Genomic DNA, 18,021 nt, shown 5'->3' on the forward strand with positions numbered 1-18,021 from the left:
GGCGGTTCTGCAACGCCCGTACTCCCGTATTTCCGACTTCCCGTATCCCTGCAATGCCGTTATCAGGCGTCGATCGTCTTTTCTGCGATCGCATCGACCGGAGCAGCGACGCGCTTTTTCTTCCCTGCGCGTGACGGCGGCTGGCACACGCCGCACACGAAATCGTGGTGCAGGTCGTCTGCGTGGGCCACGAAATGGCCGGTGCAGCGCTTGCACTTCACGGTGTGCAGCATCTTCCCCTCGAAGAACTTCAGCATCATCCACGCGCGGGTGATCGAAAGCACCTCTTCCTGTTCGTGGACGTGAATGTGTTCCTGGTACAGCTTGTAGGCCGAGATCAGGCGGCGCACACCAGTGCTGCGGCTGTTCTCGCCCAGAAAACGGTAGATGTTCAGGAAGATCGACGAATGGATGTTCGGCGACCACGTCAGGAACCAGTCTGCCGAGAAAGGCAGCATGCCCTTCGGCGGCGATTCCCCACGGATTTCCTTGTACAGCTTGACCAGACGCTCGCGGCTGAGCGTGGTTTCCTGTTCCAGCAGTTGCAGACGGGCACCGAGCGAAATCAATTCCGCTGCAAGGTGGATCTGCTGAACTTCGTTCATGACGCTGGTGTGACGCATGGCACTGCTCCCGCTTCGCTTGCTACTCATCCAAAGTGCAATCCCTGAACCCGGCGGAACACCCGCCGCAAATGGCTCAGCTGATCTGCTCAACCGCCTGACGTGCCAGCAGGATCGACATTTGCGATTGCTGCAGGCCCTTGTCACGGTGCGGCTGGGTCACCAGACCCAGGATGGCGTGATCGTCGAAGCGGAAGCGGCACAGCATCATGTTCGTGCTGGCCAGCTTGACGATCTGCGCGGGCGACATCGTCAGCAGGATGTCAGCCAGTTCTTCAGAGATGCCGAGGCGAAAGAGTGCGGCATCGCGATCCTTGGCCAGCATCTGCTGGGCAAGCATCAAATAGGTGAGATTCAGCTCGCTGATCTCGGAAACAATGTCTTGCGTGTCCATGTATGTCCCGTCGTGTGCAGTAAAAGTACAACTTGCATCCGGTCTCGCATGGTGATGTCCGGTTGGCGCTATTTTTTTGCGCCTACCCTCGCCGGGCTGTTCACCAATCCCCACAGATCGGATGTTTCCTGCAGTCGGCGCCGTTGCCGGCACTTCCTGCCCCTTCTTACTCACGTCGCTAAAGACATGGCGAAGTTGTTTTCTGTTGAACACATTGTGGTTTGTGGTCCGGGGTAAGTAAAGAAGGGTGGACCCCTACGTTGGAGGGGTGAGGTAATCCGTTTTTTTGTAGGCAGTTTTCCTACAAATCTGTTAATAAACGTTGCAAATGAAGCCTTTGCCGACGCAACAGGCCTGGGTGGACCATGCGCTAAAGCGGGTGTTTGACACGTATTTACCCCAATGAACGGCGAAAGATAGCAATTTAATTGCCTAAAGTTGTCGGAAATCAACAAAGAAGGCGTCGCACTTCTGCGACTGTGAGCATTGGATGCCGGGTTAACCGCTTGTAGGACACTTCTGACCGACTCCTACACGCCGTGTAGGACAGTTCCGACCGCTTTTGGCCCGGTTTTGTAGGAGCACTCCTACAGTGAAATGGCGGTTTTGTAGGACGGCTCCTACCTTTTCGTTTCTCATATCGATACACGTCTCACAAAACGATACAAAAACGATCTGTAAAAGCAGTGCGTCCTGGCTAAAAAGGACGAGCTCAGCACTTCTTCTGTTGCAGTGCGCAAAAAAGTGCCGTATGGGCGTCTGCGGAACGAAAAAACGAAGGAATTTTGACGATCTGACAGCCGCCCCGGTGTAGGACAGCTGTAGGACAACGTGGGCTGCGACAACAGCCCGCGTTTGCGCTCAGTCGTGGTGGGGCGGCGTCCAGCGGGCGCGCAATACGGTGCCCGTGGCGGATTCGGTGATGACGAGCGAGTGCCCGTCGGGCGTGAGTGCAACGTTGGTGGTGGTGCGCCCCCGGCACGATGCGATGCGCGCCAGTGGTTCGCCATGCGGCGAGACAACGAACACCGCGCCCAGCGATGCATGCGCGACGAAGAGATGGCCGGCTGCGTCCATCGCCATGCCGTCGGGGCCGCTGGTGCCGTAGAACTGCGCGAAGCGGCCGACCTTGCTCGTGCTGCCGTCGGCGAGCAGCGGCAAACGCCAGACGGCGTTGTCACGCGTCATGGCCACGAACAGCGCGGATTCGTCGGGCGTCAGCACCAGACCGTTGGGGCTCGGGCCATTGGCGAGCAGACAGTCGAGCCGGCCATCCGTGCGCAGGCGATACACGCGGCCGGTCGGGTCATGCAGGCCAGTCTGGCCTTGGTCGGTGAAATACACATCGCCGTTGCGCGCGACGATCAGATCGTTGGGGCCCTTGAAGCGTTCGCTGTTGCGTCGCGTAAGAAACGGCGTGACTGCGCCCGTCGCGGGGTCCAGCGACAGCAGGCCATTCTTGTAGTCCGCAATCAGCAGCGTGCCGTCGTGGCGCAGCGCCAGGCCATTCGGTTCGCCGTCGTATTCCGCCACCACATCCCAATCGCCCTGCGAAGAGACGCGCAGGATGCGGCCATGCGGAATGTCGACCAGCCAGAGGTTGCCGTGCGCGTCCCAGCACGGGCCTTCCAGGAAGCAATCGACCGGCGCGCCGCCTTTGTTGGCGCGCGACCATTCGGTCGGCACCGGGCGACGCAACGCGGCCGGCATCTCCGCAAAGACGGTGGTTTCGACGATGGGCCAGTTGAAATACGTCATGGCGCGGTGGCCGGCTCGGCTTGGGCCAGGTGCCGCGTGGCATGCCCGGTATAGCGGTACGGCAGCTGGCGCGGCATCGGGCCCTTGTTGCGTTCGCCGCGGCCGCTTTGCTCCCAGGCGTGCGCCAGGATGCCAACGGCACGCGACAGGCAGAACACGCCGCGCGCGAGCGGCGCCGCAAAACCCAGTTCTGCATAGATGACGGCCGTGGCGCCGTCGATGTTCATCGGAATCGGCTTGCCCTTGCGGCTGGAGAGCAGCGCTTCGATAGCGCGGCCGATGGCGGCATACCGCCCGCCGACCACGCCGTCCTGCGCTGCCTCGTCCACAAGCGCGAGCAAGCGCCCCGCGCGTGGGTCGACCGGGTGGAAGCGATGCCCAAAGCCTGGCAGGTATTTGCCATGCGCAGCGATGAACGCGTCGACACCCGCCGCCGTGGCCGCCTCCAGCGAAGCGCCGTCGGACATGCGCGCCTCGATATCGTGGAACAGCTCGACCGCCTGCTGCCCCGCTCCGCCGTGCACGTCGTCCAGCGCATTCAACGCGGACGCCATCGCGCCGTTGAGCGGCAGGCCACAGCTTGTCGCCATCTTCGCGATCGCAATGGAGGGCGCATGCGGGCCGTGGTCGACCGACGCCACCAGCGCCGCTTCCAGCAAGGCCGCCTGCCGCTTGGCCGGCAATTCGCCGCGCAGCATCAGCCAGATCATTTCGGCAAAGCCGATCTGGCCGATCAGTTCCTGGATCGGGTAGCCGCGTACGTGGATGCGGCCGGGTTCGATGTCGATGATGTCGGTGCGCCAGTAATCGGCAGCGAGGCCAGCGGCGTCCTGTGTCGGTGCGGTCGTCATGATCAGATGGCGCCTTCGGCGCGCAAGGCTTCGATTTGGTCGTGGCGGTAACCGAGCCTGGCGAGCCAGTCGTCGGTATGGGCGGAGAGCGATGGCGCCGGTGTCTGCGGGCACGGGTCTTCACCCGAGAGGCGGAAGCCCGCGCGCGTCACGTGCTGCCCGGCTTCCGGGAACGAGGTGACAAAGCCGCGGCCCGTCACCTGTTCGTGCGCCAGCACGCCAGGCACGTCGAGCACCAGCCCGGCCGGCACGCCGGCTTCGATCAGCAGCGGCTCCCATTCGGCGGCCGGGCGCGCGGCCAATGCCGCTTCCAGCGCATCGTTGAGCTGCTGGCGATGCTCCTTGCGCGCATGGCGCTCGGCAAAGCGCGGGTCGGTGGCCAACTCCGGATGCCCCACCACGCGGCACAGCGCGGCAAATTGCTTGTCTTCGTTGGCGGCGATGTTGATCAGCCCATCGCCCGTGGTGAATGTGCCCGACGGCGCGGCGGTGAAGTTCTGGTTGCCCATCGGCTGCGGCGTCACACCGGCGTTCAGGTAATTGGAGACGACCCAGCCCATGGTGGCGAGCGTCGATTCCAGCATCGACACATCCACCATGCAGCCCTGCCCCGTGCGTTGCGCGCCGAGCAGGCATGCGGTGACGGCCAGCGCCGCCGTGATCCCGCCCACCGTGTCGCTGATGGGGTAACCGACGCGCAGCGGCGCCGATGCATCGTCGCCGGTGACGCTCATCACGCCGGAAATGCCCTGGATGATCTGGTCGTATGCGGGTCTGCCGCTGAGCGGGCCGTCCTTGCCGAAGCCCGAAATGGCGCAGTAGACGAGACGCGGATTGACCTCGCGCAGCACGTCGTAGCCGAGTTCCAGGCGGTCCATCACGCCGGGGCGATAGTTCTCGATCAGCGCGTCGGCCTGCGCCACCAGCTTGAGCAGGATCGCGCGCCCTTCCGGGTGCTTCAGGTTGACGGTGACGGACTGCTTGCCCGCATTGACGGCGACGAACGAGGCGCCCATCTTGCGGCGCGCCTGCTCAGGATCGGCCCCCAGACGGCGGGCGAGATCGCCATTGCCCGGCACCTCGATCTTGATGACTTCAGCGCCGAGCAAACCCAGCTGATAGCCGCAGAACGGCCCGGCCAGCACGTTCGACAAGTCGAGCACGCGCAAACCCGCGAGAGGCAAAGCCATGAAAACAACTCCTGCTACACAGTCGGCTCCGCCCCTCGCCCCGCTCAGGAGGTTGGGCGTCTTGGCGGCGCCTAGGTTTTAGAGATCAGTTGGGCAGCGAGACGCAGCGGCGCGGGGTCGCCACCCAGCGTGGACGTGATTTGCGCGGCGTGCTCCAGCACCGGCACGCGCCACGATTGCAGCAGCGCCCCGTCGATGCGGGAGGCCGGACCGGCAAGGCACAGCGCACCCCGCAGCGCCTGCTGCACGCCAAACACCGGCACCGACAGGCCCACCGTTTCCCGATCGCGCTCGCCGATCGACACGTAGTAGTGATCGCGCCGGATCGCGTCGTACGTGGCGCCCTGCATGCCCGAGAACGCGCACAGCACGCGCCCGCCCGAACCGCGCTCCAGCGGCAGCACGTCGCCCTCGCGCACGTGATCGCGGATCGAATGGTTCGAATCCACGCGGTGCAGGCAGACACGCACATCGCGCTCGCGGATGTAGAGCGACACCGCCTCGCCCGTGGCCTCGGCCAACGCGCGCATGTGCGGCAGCACCACGTCGCCCAGGCGCATGCTGCGCTGGTAGAGCGCGCCGAGCATCAACGGCGCGGCGCCGATCTGGTAGCGGCCGTCTTCCAGGCGAAACAGCATGCGGTGCTGGATGAGCGAGCCGGCAAGCCGCAGGATCGTGCTCTTGTAGAGCCCGGTGCGCGCGGCCAGCTCGGCCAGCGTCAGCGCGTAATCGCCGGGGCGGAACGCAAACAGGATCGAGAACGCGCGGTCCAGCGCAGCCACGCCCGACTGCCCCGGCGTGGCGGCATCGCCCTCGTTGGCGGCGGGCGTGATCTCGTTCTGGGTGGTTTGGCGCTCTGCGGTCATGGCGGGTTGGGCGAGACGGTTCACTTGACCGTCTTCAGGGCTTGGTCGACGAAGCGGTTAGTGTACGTTTTCGCCAGGTCGATCTTGGCGTTGCGGATCTTTTCGTCGTAGCTCGAGAGCACCGTCAGCGCCACCTTGGCATCGGCATCGGTCATCAGGCCGTCCTTGGAGAAGATCGGCTTGGAGTGGCGCAGCGCATCGACAAACACGTCGCGCCCGCCCACCTGCTGCTCCTTGGGCATCTTGTCGGCAATGGCCTCGGGCGTGCTGGCGTCGATCCATTTGAGCGTGCGGATGAAGGCGTTCACCAGGCGCTGCACGGTCTCGGGATTCTTCGTCATGAAGTCGCGCGTCACGTACAGCGTGGCGGTCGGGTAGCGGCCGCCGAACACGGCGTTGGAGCCGGCATCGGTGCGCGTATCGACGAGGAACTTGGCGGCGCGGCGCTTCTCCAGCAGGCTGGCTACGGGGTCGAAATTGACGAGCGCGTCGATCTCCTTGCGATCCAGCGCCACCATGCCCGGCGCGCCGGAACCCACGGCGATGTACGACACGTCGTTCACCTGCAGGCCGCTCTTGATGGCGTAATAGCGAGCAAACAGATCGGTGGACGAGCCCGGCGCGGTGATGCCGATCTTCCTGCCCTTCAGATCCTTGCCGTTCTTGATATCCAGGTCGGGCCGCACGGCCAGCACGATGCCGGGCGTCACATTGAGCAACGCCACCGACACAATGTCCTTGCCCTGCGCCTGAATGTGGATGGTGTGGTCATAGAAGCCCACCACCGCATCGGTCGATCCGGCAATCAGCGCCTGCAGCGCCTTGCTGCCGCCGGCCTGGAAGTTCTCCACCTTCACGTTGAGCCCTTCCTTCTGGAAGTTGCCCAGCGACTGCGTAAGCGGCACCGGCATGTAGTTCAGGATCATCGAGCCGACCGACAGGCTCACGTCCTTCTTCTCCGGCTCGGCGGCGTTGGCTGCCGTGCAGACGGCCGCACACAACAGGGCCGAAATCCATCGCTTCATCGTTGTCTCCATCATTGTGATTGGGGCTCAGGCGCCCGTTTCGGGGTCGACCTTCGGGCGCCACACCAGCAACTTGCCTTCGAGCGCATCGACGCTGCGGTCCAGCGCAATCACAAAAGCCGACAGCACGACGATTCCCGAGAACACGCCGGTGGCATCGAACACGCCTTCGGCCTGCGCAATCAGGTGGCCCAGGCCCGCGGACGAGCCGAGGTACTCCGCCACGATCGCGCCCATCACGGCCATGCCGACGGAAGCGCGCAGGCTCGAGAGAATCCAGCTGGTGGCCGACGGCACATACACGTGGCGCAGCAGGCTGATGCGGCTGGCCTTGAGCAGCCGCGCGTTGGCCAGGATGACGGGGTTCACCTCGCGCACGCCCTGGTACGTATTGAAGAACGTGATGAACAGCACCATCGTCGCGCCCAGCGCCACCTTGGAGGTCAGCCCCAGCCCGAACCACATCACGAAGATGGGCGCGAGCAGGATGCGCGGGATCGCATTGAAGACCTTGATGAACGGGTCCAGCACCTCGGCCGCGAGCTTGGACAAGCCGAGCCACAGCCCCAGGCTGATACCGAGCAGCGTGCCGATGCCGAACGAGAGAATCGTCTCGGCCAGGGTGATGGCCAGATGCGTGTAGATGTCGCCGGCGGTGAACCACTCCCAGATGCGCGCGACGATCGACGACGGCATCGAGAAATAGAACGGATCGACCACGCCCGCGCGGCCGAGGCCCTCCCACGAGCCGAACATCAACACCACCACGGCCAGCTGGAACAGGCGGATCTTGGTCTTGTGCGCGAGACCGGCGCGCTGCGTGCCCACGGCAGGCATCGTGTTAGTGCTGGACGGCATGGCTCTTCTCCACTTCGGTGCCGAGGATCGACCAGATCTCGCGATACAGGCGGATGAACGCGTCGGACATGTTGATTTCAGACACGTTGCGCGGACGCGGCAGCGTGATTTCGACATCGCCAACCGGCCGGCTGGCGGGCCCGGCGGACATGACAACCACGCGGTCGGCCAGGGCAATGGCCTCCTCCAGGTCGTGCGTGATGAACAGCAGCGACTTGCGGTCTTCCTGCCAGAGGCGCAGCAACTCGCTCTGCATGAGATGGCGCGTGTGCACATCGAGCGCCGAGAACGGCTCGTCCATCAGCACGATCTTGGGCGACAGGATCAGCGTCTGCGCCATGCTGATGCGCTTCTTCTGCCCGCCCGAGAGCTGATGCGGATAGCGCGCCTCGAAGCCGGTCAGGCCGACCTTCTTCATCCACGGACGGGCGCGCTCGCGGGCCTCATCCACCGGCATGCCCTGGAACACCAAGCCCAGCGCGACGTTGTCGAGCGCCGTCTTCCAGGGCAGCAGCGAGTCCTGCTGCATCATGAAACCAGCGTTGCCGTTGAGCCCGGTCAACGGCTCGCCAAACACCGTGACACTGCCGCCGGCCGGCTTGAGCAGCCCGGTCACGGCATTCAGCAGCGTGCTCTTGCCGCAACCCGTCGGGCCCACCACGGCCACGAATTCGCCTTCGCCAATCGACAGGTCAACGCCCTGCACCGCCGTGAAGCTGCCGAACCGTACCGAAACCTGATTGAGCTGGACCGCCGGCAACCCGGCGTGGTGTCGGCCACTGGCGGCCGGAGGGGAGGAAAGCATGGGCGTCTCCTTGAACGCTTTTGATGTTGTGCGTTCTGTTTGATGGAATTTAGTTCTATTTTATAGGCCACCACCCACACAGTTAACGGGCGTAAACCCGTAAACGCTGCGCAGACTGGGGACGGAGACGGCGATCATTAGCCTTTCTTGCCCAAATATGTTCTCTCCTGAGAAATAATGTTCTTTCCGACAGAACAAAGAAATTCAGGGCCTGCCAGATTTATTGGCCTGGAAGCTAAAGTTTTCCGCCCGCCATCCGATGAAAGGCGTACTGATCAGCGAGATGGCCATGCAACTTTCCTCCCCTTCCGTTTCTACTGCGACCGCCGGCGCATCGGGCAGCGGAAGCAGCTCGGGCGCCGACATCGAGCGCCTGCAGCGCCAGCTCAAGAACCTGCAGAAGTCGATGCAGGATCTTCCCGCGCAGAATCTGCCGCCCGATCAAGCACGCGAACAGGCCCAGTTGCTCAGCCAGCAGATCCAGATCGTGCAGGCGCAGATCGCACGCCTTCAGGCGCAGAACGGCCTGGAGCAAGCGGAAACGCGGCTGGAGAACCGCCACAACGCCTCCAAGAACGCTTCCGGCACGGGCAATACCGATGCGGCCGCCAAGGCCCGCACGACAGACAAGGTCACCGGTTCGTCCACCGTAAGCGACACCCGGCAGCACACCCGTGAGGCAGCGCAGGCGCAGGCGGCACAGTCCGCCCACCCCGCCAGCGCGGAGGCCATCACGCCGGCCAAGCCACCGCTGGTTTCCGTCAGGGCTTGACGGGCGCAACGCGGCGGCGGCTTTTCCTGGATGACGCCGTTGCCCACGCCTGACCGCCCCGCTCATCACCCCCTCCCATCGGGGGGACGCCAGCTTGCAGCGCCGACAGCGACAATCGCCGCGCCGCCCTCCCGTGTGCGGCACCGAGAACACGCATGACCTCCGCCGCCAGCGACGCCGCCCTTCCCCCGACCGCCCCTTCCGATCCGCATCCGGAGCGCGCGCCATCGCGCAATTTCTTTGCACGCCATTGGCGCGGCGATTACAGCCTCGCCCGGTCGTACTGGCTCCATACGGCGCTGATGCAGTTTGGTGTGGTGGCGCTCAGCGCCGGCGTCACGCACGCGCTGGCACATAACGCGCCGGCGCGCGCGGCGTCTGCCGCACTGCTCGTGATTTACGTGATGGGATTGGCGCTGTGGATCTGGGCGGTGGTCGGCACGTGGCGCTCGGCCGATCGTGAGCAGGCGCGCAACCGGCTTGCTGGCTTGTCAAACCCATGGCCGCTGATCGCGAAGGTGATGATCGTGCTCGGCGCCGTCGGCACAAGCTCGCGCGTCATCAACGATGGGCCACGCCTGAGCGCGCATCTGCGCACCGCGCTCGGAGAACAGGCTGCGTCGCCATTTACGGTGATGCCGCAACGCGATGGGCGCGCCATCCTGTTCAGCGGCGGCATCAATGACGGCGCAGCCGATGCACTGGAAGCCGCGTTGCGCAAGGCGCCGAATGCCACCGCGGTGGTGCTGCGCTCCGAAGGCGGCTGGCTGCGCGAGGGGACGCTGGTGGCAGACGTCATCCGCCGCCATCATCTGCGCACGTATGTTGAGCGCAGCTGCGCTTCGGCTTGCACGATCGCCTTCCTTGCAGGGGTCGACCGCGCCGCTGCGCCGGGCGCGCGCATCGGCTTCCACCGCCCGCGTGCGGTTGGCGCCGATCACGATCAGAGCCCCGGCTCCACCGACAGCGAACTCTGGCGTGCCTATTCAGATGCCGGCTTGCCCGACGCCTTCGTGCGCCGCGTGCAGGACACGCCGTTCGACCAGATGTGGTTTCCCACCGCGCAGGAATTGCTGGCCGACCATGTCGTCACGCGCGCCTCGCCCGGCGGCGAATACGCAACCATGGCCACGCAGTTGAACACCCGCGAAGCCCTGGCCGCGGAACTGCGCAGCGCCCCGCTATATGCAGCGTTGGAGCGCAAGTACCCCGCACACTTCAGCCGCTTGATCGACACGCTGTGGCCGGAACTGCAGCGCAACGTGACGGATGCGCAAGCCATGACGCTGCTGCGGGAGCAGACAGGCAAGCTGTATCGCGCCCTGATTCCGACCGCGCCGAATGCGCTGCTCTTTGCCAACGCCCAACTCACGCTGGAGCAGGCGCAGGCCCTGCAGCGCGTGAGCGCGGAAGCCTGCGTGGCTTATCTGGATGGCACGTCCGGGGCAAGCGCCGCCGCCGCGCGATTGCCGCGCGCGCTGGTGACCCGCGAGCAGGCCTTGTTTTCGGACCTGATGCAGGCCGCCGACCCGGACCACGCGCCCGTTGTCACGCGCGCACAAAGCCTGCCGGTGCTGCAGCTCGCCGTGGCCGCGCTGCCGCTGGCTGAACAGCGCGTGCTGACCGTCCCCGCGCTGCGCCACGCCGCGCCGCCGGCCGAACGCTGCCAGGCGCTGATCGGCTTCTCCCGCTCCATCCTGGCGCTGCCTGAAACCGAACGCGCGCTGGCGCTGCGCGGCATGTACTCCGATACCTCCGCGCCCGATTCGTAGCAAGGCGCTTCAGGCCGACCGCAACGCAGCCAGCGATGCACGCTGGCGCCCGTCTTCATCAAAGTTCTCCGGAGACAGCCATTGCTCGAATGCGGCCCGCACCCGCGGCCACTCGGCATCGATGATGGAGAACCAGGCGGTATCGCGGCTGCGGCCCTTGTAGACCACCGCCTGCCGGAAGATGCCCTCGAACTGAAAGCCCAGCCGCTGCGCGGTCTGCCGCGATGGCGCGTTCAGGCTGTCGCACTTCCACTCGTAGCGCCGATAGCCGAGATCTTCAAAGACGTGCTTCATCAGCAGGAACTGTGCTTCCGTCGAAGCGGGCGTCCGTTGCAGCAGCGGCGAGAAGGTCACGGCCCCCACTTCGATCACGCCGTGGTCAGGCGTAATGCGCATCAGCGCCAGCGTGCCGACCGGACGATCGGTGCGCGCGTCGATCACGGCGTACTGCAGCGGGTCGCGCTTCGCCGCAATGCGCTCGATATAGGCACGGTGTGCGGCGATATCGGTAAACGGGCCTTCCACCATGTAGGTCCAGACGCGATCGTCCTGCGCCTGGCTGAACGCAGCGAACAGCGCGTCGGCGTGCCGGGCCGCGTCAAGCGGTTCCAGCCGGCAATACCGGCCGGCGAGCGGCGTGTGGGGCGGCAGCGGTCGGGCCGCCCAGCCGGGCAACGGCGCGCCAATGGGTTGCTGATATGCGTTGAGCGTGGTCATGCGCAAAACCTGGATCGAGAACATCGAAGAACGAAGAACGAAGCACCTTCACCCTACCGAACACCCTGGCTCCATGAGAAGAGCCATGCAAGCCCATCCTGATAGAGCCACATCGCCCCCCACGCCCGGATTAATCCGTTCGATGCCCCGCCACACGCCGGTGGCGCACCTGCATGCCAATCGATATGTTGAGGGCGGGGGAAGACGGCGCCACGAATAGGCGCGGGCATACGCATTGCTGTGCGTAGGTATGCACACGCCCACGGAATCGTTCGCCATCTTTTCTGCCAGGAGCCCGCGAGTGGCGCCGTACATCGCAACGTGGTACCGCCGCTGGGGCGGTTGTGTCGCATACGCATGCGCAGCCGCATGGATCGCTGCGCTCGGCATGGTGCCCTGGACATCGGCCCGGGCGGCGCCCAGGTTCATCTACCCCGTCACGCAGCGCATTGACGCCAGCGCCAGCATCGCCCTGCCGCGCACATGGGGCCCATTGCGGCTGACCAGCGAAACGCCCATCCCGTCCGTTGCGGCCACCATCAACTCGCCCTTTGGCCCGTCGCGGCTGGTGTTTGCACAGCAGACCGTCCCGCCGGATAGCTTTGCGCTGGTGACGGTACGCAAGTCCGATTTCGACAAAGGCACGCCGGATTATCTGGAAACCGTGCGCCCGCGCGATCTGGCCATCCTGCTCAACCACATGGAATCGCGTGTGCATGGCGATCGTCCGGCCTGGGCTGCCCGCCTCGTACGGGGCAGGGCCCCGACCCAGCAGGTTCTTGCCGGCCGCCGGTTGATTTACTGGGAAGGCGAATGGAACACCTCCGCGGCCCGGACTGTGGTCGTTCGGGGGTATGCGTTTTTCGGCAACGGGGCGGTGTATCTGCTGCGCGTATTCGGCACCGCGGGGCATGACAACCCCACGGAGTTTGCCGAAGAAGCCCGTTTTGCCGATCTGGTGGCCGCGACCTTCCGGACGAAATAGCGGGGACTCCGACGCCAGTTGTTGCAACGCAGCAACAGATCTGGGCACGTGGTGCGGGCGTCTTCCAAGCGCAGCGGCGTCCACGCAAGGGCTGAAATCTGTTGTTACTCTTGGAACAGTCTGTTCACCCCACGCCGTATTGTTCTTCCGCATTGCAACACCTACACTTCGTGACAGTTGTTCAGACATCGATTGCCTGAACAAGCAATGCAAGTGTTGTAAGGAGAACAATGATGAAATGGTTGGATATTGGCGCCGTCATGGCCGCCTGGATTGCGAGCTGCGTGGCAGCAGGCTGGCTCATCAGCGCCGCCGCTTTCCTGGCTTAATGCCCTGCCCCAAGGCATAAGGCAAAACGGCCGAGCGGGAACCCCTTCCCCGCCCGGCCCTGAACACCCCGGTTGATCGATCCGTCAGGCTGGCTTCTGACCCGCCCACTCGACGAATCGGTCGACAAACCCCTGCAAGAACTGGCGCGTCCGCGCATCCGTCACCCCGCCCTGGGCATCAAAGGGCTCCCCCGCAACGTGGAAGAACACCTCCGGCAACGGCAAGACCTTCACGCCGACCGCCGCGAGCACATTACGCAATTGCGCCTGCGACAACGCCGTGCCGATTGCGCCCGGCGAAGCCCCCGCAATGCCGGCCGGTTTACCGCCCCACACGCTCTGGCCGTACGGTCGAGACCCCCAGTCAATCGCATTCTTCAGCGAGCCCGGGATGCCGCGGTTGTATTCCGGCGTGACGAATAACAAGGCATCCACGCCCGCCACCGCCGCCTTGAAGCGCTGTACCGGCTCGGGCAGGCTCGCGTCCAGGTCCTGGTTGTAGAGCGGCAGCTCGCCAATTTCGATGAACTGCGCCGTCGCCCCCGACGGCAACAAGCCCGCCAGCGCCTGCGCCAGCTGGCGGTTGAACGACGCCTTGCGCAGGCTGCCGACGATCACTCCGATAGTCAGATTGCTCATGAACACTCCTTGCGTGCAAAACAGTTCGGGATGGCGCTGACGCTCAATCCGCCGTCGCCGGTTCGGGGGCCACCTCGCGTTTGAGACGGTTGATCAGGGCGAACATCAGCGGGTTCAGCAGAATCGACAGGATCGCCGCCGACAACAACAGCCCCCGCGCGCGGTCGGGCAGGATTTCCAGGCTGATCCCTAGCCCAATCAGGATGAACGAAAACTCGCCGATCTGCGCGAGGCTGGCGGAAATCGTGAGCGCCGTGCGGTTGCCGTGGCCAAACGCGCGCACCACCGCAAACGCCGCCAGCGACTTGCCCACCACCACGATCAGCACCGTGCCCAGCACCGCCCATGGGTCTTCGATCAGCACCCTCGGGTCGAACAGCATGCCCACCGACACGAAAAACAGCACCGCAAATGCATCGCGCAGCGGCAGCGATTCTTCCGCCGCGCGCTGGCTGAATTCGGACTCGGCCAGCACCATCCCCGCAAAGAACGCGCCGAGCGCGAACGACACGCCAAACAGCACCGTGGCGCCATAGGCGACGCCCAGCGCCGTGGCGAGCACCCCCAGGCGGAACAGCTCGCGGCTGCCCGTCATGACAATGCGCTCGAGCATCCACGGGATCACGCGGCGGCCCACCACCAGCATCAGCGCGGCAAAGGCCACCACCTTCGAAAGCGTGACGGCCAGCACCTTGACGATGTCCCACGTGCTGACCGCCGTGCTGCCGGCGCCGCCCAGCGCCCCGGCCAAGGCCGGCAGCAGCACGAGCGTCACCACCATCACGAGGTCTTCCACGATCAGCCAGCCCACGGCAATGTGGCCTTCGTGCGAGTTGTCGATACCGCGATCTTCCAGCGCCTTGAGCAGCACCACCGTGCTCGCCACCGAGAGCGCCAGGCCGAATACCAGCCCGGGCCCCCAATCCCACCCCAGCAGCCACGCCAGCCCCATGCCCATGAGCGTGGCCAGCGCAATCTGGCCGATGGCGCCGGGAATGGCGATGGCCTTCACCGCCAGCAGCTCCTTCATCGAGAAGTGCAGCCCCACGCCGAACATCAGGAGGATCACGCCCAGCTCGGCCAGTTGCGGCGCAAGGCTTTGATCGGCCACGAAACCGGGCGTGAACGGCCCGGCCACCACGCCCGCCATGAGATAGCCGACCAGCGGCGGCAGACGCAGGCGCTGCGCGATTGTGCCGAAGATGAAGGCCAGCACGATGCCACCGATGATGGTGGAGATGAGCGGGGTGTCTACGTGCATGCGGTCCTGAAATGGGAATGGGGCGGGTTCAAAGACGGGCGGAGCGGAAACGCTGGGAAAGTGGAAAGGGCCGGGCGGCCCTTGTGCGACAAGTTGGGAGCGGATTTGTTCACATTGCGTCACAACTATAAGGATTGGCCTTTGCGAAACCTTACGAAGCAAATGTCATGCAGAAGACATCGCGGCAGAAACCGCGCTCCTACACTGCGCCGCAGACCCGCTCGGCCAGCGCGGCCAGGGCGCCCCCTAGGAGACACCACATGCGCTACGCCAACAAAGTTCTTCCCGTGGACGAGGCCGTCGCCCACGTCCGCAGCGGCAGCCGCCTGATGCTGGGCGAATTCGTGGGCGCCGGCGAACCGGCCTGCTGCATCGAGGCGCTGCTCGCCAGCGGCATCGGCCAGCTCACCCTCATCACCAATACGCCCGGGCTGCGCGGCGGCTTTCTCAAAGCCCGGCTGTTCAGCTCGGGCCAACTGGCCGAGTTCATCGGCACGCACGTCGGCACGACGGACGAATCGACGCAGGCTTACCTGACCGACTCCGTGCGCGTGGCCGAGTTCTTTCCGATGGGCACCTGGGCGGAAAAAGTGCGCGCCGGCGCGCTGGGCCTGGGCGGCGCCCTCGTGCCGGTGGGCGTGGGCATCCTCGACCAGCCTGGGATGTTTCCCAAGCGCGGCGCCCCCAAGCAGACGCTCACCGTCGACGGCACGACGTGCTTCGTGGAGCCGCCCCTGCGCGCCGACGTGTCGATCATCAAGGGCTGGCGCGCCGATACCTTCGGCAACGTGGAGTTTCGCGGCACGGCACTGCAGAACCAGCGCGACATCGCCATGGCCGGCGACTACACCATCGTCGAGGTGAACGAGATCGTCGAAGTGGGCACGATTCCGCCCGAGCGCGTCGGCTGCCCGGGCGTGTTCGTCAATGCGGTGGTGCAAGGGCTGTCGCTGGACGACCAGCACGCGCTGTACAGGCACCACTGGACGAAGCTCGGCCGCCTGCCCGCTGCCGAAGCGTGATCGTCAGACCCACAACAAGGAGATCGCCATGCAAGCCCTGCCCGAAACGCCCAAGCAACGCATTGCTGCCCGCTGCGCGCTGGAACTGCGCGCCGGCGAAGTCGTCAACCTGGGCCTGGGGATCCCCACGCTCACGGCCAACTACCTGGACGCCAATGCCGGCGTCATTTTCCATACTGAAAACGGCGCCTTCGGCTTTGGCGGGCGCCCGCCGCTGGACGCCATCGACAGCGACTTCACCAACGCCGGGTGCGAGCCCATCACCCTGCTGCCCGGCGCTGCGCTCATGGACCTCGCTACGTCGCTGGGTGCAATGCGCAATGGCTACATCGACGTGACCATCCTCGGCGCGTTGCAAGTGGACGCGCTGGGCAACCTCGCCAACTGGGCGTGCGATCGCAACGGCAAATGGTGGCCCGGCATTGGCGGGGCGATGGATCTCTGCTACGGCACGCGCAAGGTGATTGCCGCGCTGGCGCATACCGACAAACACGGCAACTCCAAGATCCTGCCGCGCTGCACGCTGCCGCTCACGGGCCGGCGCTGCGTGAAGGTCATCGTTACCGAGCACGCCGTGTTCGACGTGACCGACGCGGGGCTGGTGCTGCGTGAAATCCTCTCGCATGCGACACTCGACGACATTCGCGCCATGACGGCAGCGCCCTTCACGCTGGCGCCGCTGCTGCAGATGCGCGCCGCCTGAGGAGACTGCATGCCCACCACCGTCGATTGGTTCTTCGATGTCATCTCGCCGTTTGCCTATCTGCAGCTCGAACAGTTCGATGCGCTGCAGGAAGCCAACGACATCGTCATCCGCCCGCGCCCGCTGGTGCTGGGTGCGCTCCTGCATCACTGGGGGCAAAAAGGCCCGGCGGAGATCACTTCCAAACGCGTGTTCACGTATCGGCATGCGCTGTTTCGCGCGCAGCAGCTCGGCATTCCGTTTCGCATGCCGCCCGCACACCCGTTCAACCCGATCAAGGCATTGCGGCTGACGATTGCGATGGGCGGCTCGCTCGATGCCGTGCGCGCGGTGTTCCGGCATATCTGGCGCGACGGCAACGATGTGGCATCGCCCGAGGGCTTTACCGCGCTGTGCGAGGCGGTCGGCTTTGCAGAAGGCGCAACCGCTGTCGAACAACCGGCCGTGAAAGACGCGCTGCGTGCGCACACCGATGCGGCCATCGCGCTCGGCGTGTTCGGGGTGCCCACGCTGGTGCACGACGGCGAGCTGTTCTGGGGTGAAGACGCGACCGACATGTTCCTGCAGAGCCTGCGCGCTGGCTGGCTCTCCACGCCCGAAGCGCAGCGCGTGAGCACGCTGCCGGTAGGCATTCAACGTGGCTGAGCACGACACCAACGCGCGCCCCGGCATCAGCCGCGCTCGGCTGGCGCACATCGCGGCGTGGTCCATCGATCTGCCCGCGGAAGAAGCCGACCGCGCCTGTGCCGGCATCGTGGAGAAAACCTACGCGCGCGGCGCCTGCATCTGCCCGAAGAACACGTTGCTGGAGAGCTGGACGGGCGTGGTGACGGGCCTCATCAAGATCGGCACGGTGTCGCCCGAAGGGCGCAGCGTCACGTTTACGGGCGTGCCGGCCGGCGGCTGGTTTGGCGAAGGTACGGTGCTCAAGAACGAGCCGCGCCGCTACGACATCGTTGCGCTGCGCGACACGCGCATGGCCTTCATGGACCGCGCCACTTTCATGTGGCTGGTGGAAAACAGCGTGGCGTTCAACCGCTTCCTGGTGAAGCAGCTCAACGAGCGGCTCGGGCACTTCATGGCGCTGCTGGAATACGACAGGCTGCTCGATGTCACGCCGCGCCTGGCGCGTTGCATTGCGTCGCTCTTCAACCCGGTGCTCTACCCCGGCGCGGGCGACCACCTGGAGATCACGCAGGAAGAACTCGGCCTGCTTTCCGGCATGACGCGCCAGGTTGCCAACCAGTCGCTCAAGGCCCTGGAGAAGGACGGCGTGGTCCGGCTGGAATACGGCGGCGTGACGGTCGTCGACCTCGATCGGCTGCGCAGCTACGGCGCCTGAAGACGCCGCCTTTATTAACGAATCTTCATCCGGCAGAGCCGACCGCACCCGCTAGAATCGCGGCACAACAAGACAAGATCATTACGCTGCGGCATGCGCCCCGCGCCGC

General features: G+C 65.1%; 19 protein-coding genes. 7 read left to right on the forward strand and 12 right to left on the reverse strand.

What is annotated here, in order from left to right; translation table 11 throughout:
* Positions 1-62: 62 nt before the first annotated feature.
* From flhC to ABIC76_RS02910, 9 genes are all read right to left on the reverse strand, one after another.
* On the reverse strand, positions 63-623 hold the full coding sequence (gene flhC, locus ABIC76_RS02870; RefSeq protein WP_027679319.1) for a flagellar transcriptional regulator FlhC: 561 nt from the start codon (positions 621-623) through the stop codon (positions 63-65).
* Positions 624-699: 76 nt separating this feature from the next.
* The gene (flhD, locus tag ABIC76_RS02875; protein ID WP_004627783.1) at positions 700-1,017 is read right to left on the reverse strand and encodes a flagellar transcriptional regulator FlhD; all 318 of its coding nucleotides are present in this window, start codon (positions 1,015-1,017) and stop codon (positions 700-702) included.
* Between the two features lie 861 nt (positions 1,018-1,878).
* Positions 1,879-2,775: an SMP-30/gluconolactonase/LRE family protein gene (locus ABIC76_RS02880; protein WP_354532904.1), complete on the reverse strand. Its 897-nt coding sequence runs from the start codon at positions 2,773-2,775 to the stop codon at positions 1,879-1,881.
* Positions 2,772-3,626 (reverse strand): citryl-CoA lyase, encoded by an 855-nt coding sequence (locus tag ABIC76_RS02885; protein WP_354532905.1) that lies wholly within the window; start codon positions 3,624-3,626, stop codon positions 2,772-2,774. Before ABIC76_RS02885 ends, ABIC76_RS02880 begins: the two co-directional genes overlap by 4 nt.
* 2 nt (positions 3,627-3,628) lie before the next feature.
* Positions 3,629-4,816 carry a CaiB/BaiF CoA transferase family protein gene (locus tag ABIC76_RS02890; protein ID WP_354532906.1) on the reverse strand — a complete coding sequence of 396 codons (1,188 nt, stop codon included), beginning with the start codon at positions 4,814-4,816 and terminating at the stop codon, positions 3,629-3,631.
* 71 nt (positions 4,817-4,887) lie between these two features.
* Positions 4,888-5,682: an IclR family transcriptional regulator gene (locus ABIC76_RS02895; RefSeq protein WP_009240454.1), complete on the reverse strand. Its 795-nt coding sequence runs from the start codon at positions 5,680-5,682 to the stop codon at positions 4,888-4,890.
* A 20-nt stretch (positions 5,683-5,702) separates the two neighbouring features.
* A complete protein-coding gene (locus tag ABIC76_RS02900) occupies positions 5,703-6,707 on the reverse strand; it encodes an ABC transporter substrate-binding protein (protein WP_354532907.1) in 1,005 nt (334 codons plus the stop codon).
* A gap of 27 nt (positions 6,708-6,734) precedes the next feature.
* Positions 6,735-7,565, reverse strand: coding sequence for an ABC transporter permease (locus ABIC76_RS02905; RefSeq protein WP_102065963.1), 831 nt, complete (start codon positions 7,563-7,565; stop codon positions 6,735-6,737).
* On the reverse strand, positions 7,549-8,370 hold the full coding sequence (locus tag ABIC76_RS02910) for an ABC transporter ATP-binding protein (protein ID WP_354532908.1): 822 nt from the start codon (positions 8,368-8,370) through the stop codon (positions 7,549-7,551). The genes ABIC76_RS02905 and ABIC76_RS02910 overlap by 17 nt, the downstream gene beginning before the upstream one ends.
* A gap of 259 nt (positions 8,371-8,629) precedes the next feature.
* On the opposite strand from ABIC76_RS02910, the gene ABIC76_RS02915 reads away from it, so the two are divergent.
* Complete coding sequence (locus tag ABIC76_RS02915) at positions 8,630-9,142, forward strand: FlxA-like family protein (protein ID WP_102065961.1); 513 nt, start codon at positions 8,630-8,632, stop codon at positions 9,140-9,142.
* A gap of 155 nt (positions 9,143-9,297) precedes the next feature.
* Entirely contained in the window at positions 9,298-10,914 is a 1,617-nt protein-coding gene (locus ABIC76_RS02920; protein ID WP_354532909.1) for a COG3904 family protein, read from the forward strand.
* A gap of 9 nt (positions 10,915-10,923) precedes the next feature.
* Here ABIC76_RS02920 and ABIC76_RS02925 read toward each other — a convergent pair whose 3' ends face one another.
* Positions 10,924-11,631 (reverse strand): GNAT family N-acetyltransferase, encoded by a 708-nt coding sequence (locus tag ABIC76_RS02925; protein ID WP_354532910.1) that lies wholly within the window; start codon positions 11,629-11,631, stop codon positions 10,924-10,926.
* A 301-nt stretch (positions 11,632-11,932) separates the two neighbouring features.
* On the opposite strand from ABIC76_RS02925, the gene ABIC76_RS02930 reads away from it, so the two are divergent.
* Positions 11,933-12,616 (forward strand): hypothetical protein, encoded by a 684-nt coding sequence (locus tag ABIC76_RS02930; RefSeq protein ID WP_354532911.1) that lies wholly within the window; start codon positions 11,933-11,935, stop codon positions 12,614-12,616.
* A 413-nt stretch (positions 12,617-13,029) separates the two neighbouring features.
* Here ABIC76_RS02930 and ABIC76_RS02935 read toward each other — a convergent pair whose 3' ends face one another.
* Together ABIC76_RS02935 and ABIC76_RS02940 are read right to left on the reverse strand one after the other, a co-directional pair.
* Positions 13,030-13,584: an NADPH-dependent FMN reductase gene (locus ABIC76_RS02935; protein WP_354532912.1), complete on the reverse strand. Its 555-nt coding sequence runs from the start codon at positions 13,582-13,584 to the stop codon at positions 13,030-13,032.
* A 43-nt stretch (positions 13,585-13,627) separates the two neighbouring features.
* Positions 13,628-14,845 carry a cation:proton antiporter domain-containing protein gene (locus ABIC76_RS02940; RefSeq protein WP_081785357.1) on the reverse strand — a complete coding sequence of 406 codons (1,218 nt, stop codon included), beginning with the start codon at positions 14,843-14,845 and terminating at the stop codon, positions 13,628-13,630.
* 260 nt (positions 14,846-15,105) lie between these two features.
* Between ABIC76_RS02940 and ABIC76_RS02945 the strand changes: the two genes are divergently transcribed.
* Genes ABIC76_RS02945 through ABIC76_RS02960 form a run of 4 tightly spaced genes read left to right on the forward strand, consistent with a single transcriptional unit; the run spans position 15,106 to position 17,912 of the window.
* On the forward strand, positions 15,106-15,867 hold the full coding sequence (locus ABIC76_RS02945) for a CoA transferase subunit A (RefSeq protein ID WP_102065958.1): 762 nt from the start codon (positions 15,106-15,108) through the stop codon (positions 15,865-15,867).
* Between the two features lie 28 nt (positions 15,868-15,895).
* The gene (locus ABIC76_RS02950) at positions 15,896-16,570 is read left to right on the forward strand and encodes a 3-oxoacid CoA-transferase subunit B (RefSeq protein WP_257878152.1); all 675 of its coding nucleotides are present in this window, start codon (positions 15,896-15,898) and stop codon (positions 16,568-16,570) included.
* A gap of 9 nt (positions 16,571-16,579) precedes the next feature.
* Complete coding sequence (locus ABIC76_RS02955; protein WP_257878151.1) at positions 16,580-17,215, forward strand: 2-hydroxychromene-2-carboxylate isomerase; 636 nt, start codon at positions 16,580-16,582, stop codon at positions 17,213-17,215.
* Entirely contained in the window at positions 17,208-17,912 is a 705-nt protein-coding gene (locus ABIC76_RS02960) for a Crp/Fnr family transcriptional regulator (protein WP_102065957.1), read from the forward strand. The genes ABIC76_RS02955 and ABIC76_RS02960 overlap by 8 nt, the downstream gene beginning before the upstream one ends.
* Positions 17,913-18,021: the final 109 nt, after the last annotated feature.

The organism is Ralstonia sp. 1138, from assembly GCF_040544795.1.
Classification (GTDB): Bacteria; Pseudomonadota; Gammaproteobacteria; order Burkholderiales; family Burkholderiaceae; genus Ralstonia; species Ralstonia flatus.